The organism is Dactylosporangium sp. NPDC005572 (genome assembly GCF_040605515.1).
GTDB lineage: Bacteria > Actinomycetota > Actinomycetes > Mycobacteriales > Micromonosporaceae > Dactylosporangium.
Genome location: NZ_JBEXCY010000386.1, coordinates 1 through 4,656, shown reverse-complemented (window position 1 = coordinate 4,656; position 4,656 = coordinate 1). Strand labels below are relative to the sequence as shown.

The 4,656-nt window shown below is 71.0% G+C and carries 6 protein-coding genes; 4 read left to right on the top strand and 2 right to left on the bottom strand.

Translation table 11 applies throughout. The annotated features are described in order from the left end of the window. Positions 1-286: helix-turn-helix transcriptional regulator (locus ABZS66_RS60460; RefSeq protein WP_354773859.1), on the top strand; the 286-nt coding region annotated here is incomplete at its 5' end. A gap of 64 nt (positions 287-350) precedes the next feature. On the opposite strand, the gene ABZS66_RS60455 is transcribed toward ABZS66_RS60460, so the two are convergent. Then, entirely contained in the window at positions 351-743 is a 393-nt protein-coding gene (locus tag ABZS66_RS60455; RefSeq protein ID WP_190249326.1) for a DUF5319 domain-containing protein, read from the bottom strand. Between the two features lie 131 nt (positions 744-874). Between ABZS66_RS60455 and guaB the strand changes: the two genes are divergently transcribed. Together guaB and ABZS66_RS60445 are read left to right on the top strand one after the other, a co-directional pair. Then, positions 875-2,350 carry an IMP dehydrogenase gene (gene guaB, locus ABZS66_RS60450; protein WP_354773857.1) on the top strand — a complete coding sequence of 492 codons (1,476 nt, stop codon included), beginning with the start codon at positions 875-877 and terminating at the stop codon, positions 2,348-2,350. A gap of 28 nt (positions 2,351-2,378) precedes the next feature. Next, positions 2,379-3,497: a GuaB3 family IMP dehydrogenase-related protein gene (locus ABZS66_RS60445; RefSeq protein WP_354773855.1), complete on the top strand. Its 1,119-nt coding sequence runs from the start codon at positions 2,379-2,381 to the stop codon at positions 3,495-3,497. 152 nt (positions 3,498-3,649) lie between these two features. Here the strand turns inward: ABZS66_RS60445 and ABZS66_RS60440 are convergent, their stop codons facing one another. Next, a complete protein-coding gene (locus ABZS66_RS60440) occupies positions 3,650-4,399 on the bottom strand; it encodes a class I SAM-dependent methyltransferase (RefSeq protein WP_354773853.1) in 750 nt (249 codons plus the stop codon). Positions 4,400-4,499: 100 nt separating this feature from the next. On the opposite strand from ABZS66_RS60440, the gene ABZS66_RS60435 reads away from it, so the two are divergent. Beyond that, on the top strand, positions 4,500-4,625 hold the full coding sequence (locus ABZS66_RS60435; protein WP_354773851.1) for a hypothetical protein: 126 nt from the start codon (positions 4,500-4,502) through the stop codon (positions 4,623-4,625). Positions 4,626-4,656 lie beyond the last annotated feature (31 nt).

Below are 4,656 nucleotides of genomic sequence, written 5' to 3'. Positions count from 1 at the left end.
GGTGCCGGTGGCCGCACCCGCGGCCCGGCTGGTCGGCGCCGGCGTGCCGCAGCAGCGCGGCGAGGTGAACGGCGAGCCGCCGCGGCGCCGCGTCGAGCTCACCGAGCGGGAGCTCCAGGTGCTGCGCGGCATGGCCGACGGGAAGAGCAATGCGGAGATCGGCCGCGAGCTGTTCGTCTCCGAGGACACCGTCAAGACGCACGCTCGCCGGCTGTTCCGGAAGCTGGGCGCACGTGACCGCGCACACGCGGTCGCGGCGGCGTTCCGCGCGGGGCTGGTGAGTTAGCGCGCCATGGCATGCCGCGTCGATACCCCGGACGCGGCAAACCTAAACGATGGCCTGCTCCGGCTCAGCCGTCGTTGTCGTCCGTCGCGCTCGCGAGCGCGTCGTGAACTCCGTCAGCGTAACCCCGCGCGTACTCCCATGTGACGTAATGGTCCGGGTCGGGGTCGAACGCGGGCTCGTGCACGCGGGGACGACCCGACGTGAGCAGGTGTTTCAGGTTGCCCCGCAGCAGGTCCCAGTCGAAATAGTGCGGTTCGTGGCAGTCCTCACACTCGATGACGAGCCCGCGGACGCCGATCGCCGTGAGCAGCGCCTGGTAGATCTCGAGGTCCGCGAGGTCCTCGAGAACGTCCTGGCGCTCGGCGGCGGTCAACGGGTCTTCGGCACCGCTGTCGTCGAGCTCGGCCGAGGGATCGGCCGGGTCGCCGGCGAACGGGTCGATGGGCTCTTCGTGCACGACTCAACGGTAGCCCCAAACACCCCCGGTGTGGGGCCGGGCACGGCTTCGCTATGGCGGACGGGTGCGCCGCCCGGGCGGAAGTACGATGAGACGCACCCGCCGGACGACCGAGAACTGGGATGCGCCTCATGGAACTGCTGCCTCTGGGTTTGACCTTCGACGACGTGCTGCTGCTGCCGGGCGAATCCAACGTGGTCCCGAGCGCCGTCGACACGTCGAGCCGGGTGACCCGCAACATCACCCTGCGGATACCACTCGTGTCCAGCGCCATGGACACGGTCACCGAGGCCCGGATGGCGATCGCCATGGCCCGGCAGGGCGGCATCGGCACCCTGCACCGCAACCTGTCGATCGACGACCAGGCGCAGCAGGTCGACCTGGTGAAGCGCTCCGAGGCGGGCATGGTCACCAACCCGGTCACCTGTTCGCCCGACGACACGCTCGGCGAGGTCGACGCCCTCTGCGGGCGCTACCGCATCTCCGGCGTCCCGGTCACCGACCCCGACGGCCAGCTCGTGGGCATCGTCACCAACCGCGACATGCGCTTCGTCTCCGACCCCAACACCCGCGTGCACGAGATCATGACCGTGCCGCCGCTGGTCACCGCGCCGGTCGGGGTGAGCAAGGACGAGGCCCTGGCCCTGCTGCGCAAGCACAAGGTCGAGAAGCTGCCGATCGTCGACGGCTCGGGCAAGCTGCGCGGCCTGATCACGGTCAAGGACTTCTCCAAGAGCGAGAAGTTCCCGCACGCCACCAAGGACGAGGCCGGCCGCCTGCGGGTCGCCGCCGCCGTCGGCGTGGGCGAGGACAGCTACAAGCGGGCCCGCACGCTCATCGACGCCGGCCTCGACATCGTCATGGTCGACACCGCGCACGGGCACAACCGCCAGGTCGTCGAGATGGTCTCCCGGCTGAAGAAGGAGACCGCGGTCGACGTGGTCGGCGGCAACGTGGCCACCTACGCGGGCGCCAAGGCGCTCTGCGAGGCCGGCGCCGACGCGGTCAAGGTCGGCGTGGGCCCCGGCTCGATCTGCACCACGCGGGTCGTGGCGGGCGTCGGCGTGCCGCAGATCACCGCGATCATGGAGTCCGCCCGCGCCTGCCGCGAGTTCGGCGTGCCGCTGATCGGGGACGGCGGCGTGCAGTACTCGGGCGACATCGCCAAGGGCATCGTGGCCGGCGCCCACACCGTGATGCTGGGCAGCCTGCTGGCAGGTTGCGAGGAGAGCCCCGGCGACCTGATCTTCATCAACGGCAAGCAGTACAAGTCGTACCGCGGGATGGGCTCGCTCGGCGCGATGCAGTCCCGCGGCCAGGCCCGGTCCTACTCGAAGGACCGCTACTTCCAGGACGACGTCCTCTCCGACGACAAGTTGGTGCCGGAAGGGATCGAAGGCCAGGTACCCTACCGGGGCCCGCTGGCCGCGGTCGCCCACCAGCTCGTCGGCGGCCTGCGCTCCGGCATGGGCTTCGTCGGCGCCGAGACGGTCGCCGCCATGCACGAGCGGGGCCAGCTCATCCGGATCACCTCGGCGGGCCTCAAGGAGAGCCACCCGCACGACATCCAGATGACGGTCGAGGCACCCAACTACCACTCCCGGTAGGCACCCCAGAGCGGCGAGGAGCCCCAACATGCGTGACGTGGTCGAGATCGGGCTGAGCAAGAGCGCCCGGCGTGGCTACCACCTGGACGACATCGCGATCGTGCCGACGCGGCGCACCCGCGACGTGGACGACGTGTCGACCAACTGGCAGCTCGACGCGTACCCCTTCAAGATCCCCTGCGTCGCGCACCCCTCGGACGCCACGATGAGCCCCGCGACCGCGGTCGCGCTCGGCAGGCTCGGCGGCCTGGGCGTGCTCAACGTCGAGGGCCTCTGGACGCGGTACGCGGACCCGGCCAAGATCCTGGAGGAGCTGGCCGGCCTCGACGACGACGCCCCGGCCACCGCGCGCCTCCAGGAGGTCTACGCGGAGCCGATCAAGCCGGAGCTCATCGGCGAGCGGGTCAAGGAGATCCGCGACGGCGGCGTCACGGTCGCCGTCCGCGTCTCCCCGCAGCACACGCTCGCCCTCGCCCCGGTCATCCTCGACGCGGGCGTCGACATACTGGTCATCCAGGGCACGCTGGTCTCCGCCGAGCACGTCTCGACGACGGACGAGCCGCTCAACCTCAAGGAGTTCATCGCCGACCTCGACCTGCCGGTCATCGTCGGCGGCTGCACCAACTACCAGACCGCGCTGCACCTCATGCGCACCGGCGCGGCCGGCGTCATCGTGGGCATCGGCGCCGACGAGTGGTCGACCACCGACCGCGTGCTGGGCATCCGCGTCCCGATGGCCACCGCGATCGCCGACGCGGCCGACGCCCGCCGCGACTACCTCGACGAGACCGGCGGCCGCTACGTCCACATCATCGCCGACGGCAACATCCAGACCTCCGGCGACATCGCCAAGGCCCTGGGCTGCGGCGCCGACGCGGTGATGGTCGGCGAGCCGCTCTCCCGCGCCGACAACGCCCCGGCCGGCGGCGCGTGGTGGCACTCGGCGGCGAGCCACCCGAAGCTCCCGCGCGGCTCCTTCGGCTCGGCCGAGGCGACCCTGGGCTCCCTGGAGAAGGTCCTCTACGGCCCCTCCGAGGACCCGGACGGCGCCCTCAACCTGTTCGGCGGCCTGCGCCGCGCGATGGCCAAGTGCGGCTACCGCGACCTGAAGGAGTTCCAGAAGGTCGGCCTGGTCCTGGACAAGTAGGTTCCAAACGAGGGGAGGGTCGCGGTCCGTGCGGGCCGCGGCCTTTTTCCTGACTCGGGTCCGGGCAAGGCACGACCGTCGCTCCCGCCAGACACCGGTCGGGCCTTGCCGGCCCTCCCTGCCACCGCCGTCGTCCCAAGAGCAGAACCCCGTCACTCGGGCGGCAGGATCGGCTTCTCCCAGACGGACACGTGCTGGGTGCTCTCGCTGGTGAACGGCTCGCGCACCCAGCCCGACCAGCGGTGGGCGAGCCGCAGCCCGGCCAACTGCGCCATGAGGTCCAGCTCGGCCGGCCACACGTAGCGGAACGGGATCGAGCGGAACCCGCCCCGCCCGTTGACGACCTCGACGTAGTTCGAGCTCATCGACTGGGTGGCGACGTCGTACTGGTCGTAGGCCCAGCGCTGGTCGCTGACGTGGAACGGCACCACGTCCTGCCCCGGCGGCAGCCGCCGCAGGTCGGGCATCATCACCTCGACCACGAACCGCCCGCCCGGCACCAGGTGCGCCGCCACGTTGCGGAAGCACGCGACCTGCGCCTCCTGCGTCGTGAGATTCATGATCGTGTTGAACACGAGATAGGCGAGCGAGAACGCCCCGTCGACCCGGGTCGTCGCGAAGTCGCCGATCGTGACGCTGACGGCGTCGCCCCCGGGCTTCTCCCTGAGCCGCGCGACCATGGCCCGCGAGAGGTCGATCCCGTGGACGGTGACCCCGCGCGCCGCGAGCGGCAGCGCGATCCGCCCGGTCCCGACGCCGAGCTCGAGCACCCGCCCGCCGTCGGCCAGTCCGGCCAGCGCCGCCACCACGGGCCCGACGACCTCCGGCTCGGCCATGTCGGCCGACCGCGCGTCGTACTGCGCCGCGACCCGCTCCCCGAAGTACCCGTCCTCATCGATCATCGCCGGACCTTACCGCGCACCGGTTGCCCGCGCAGCGCCAGGTGTCCGTCGCCCGCATGCCGTTCCCCTTTGGTTCATCCACCAGCGGTGGGATCGGCGGGTGAGATCAACAAGGCTGCTGTACGTCACGACCGTCGCCGTCGTCACCGCGCTGGTGCCCGGTGCCGCCGCGGCGGCGCCGCCCCCGCACGCGCGCATCTCCGGGACCGGCGCGATCGTAAAATAACAATACTTAAATCCCAACACTCACGTAGAGA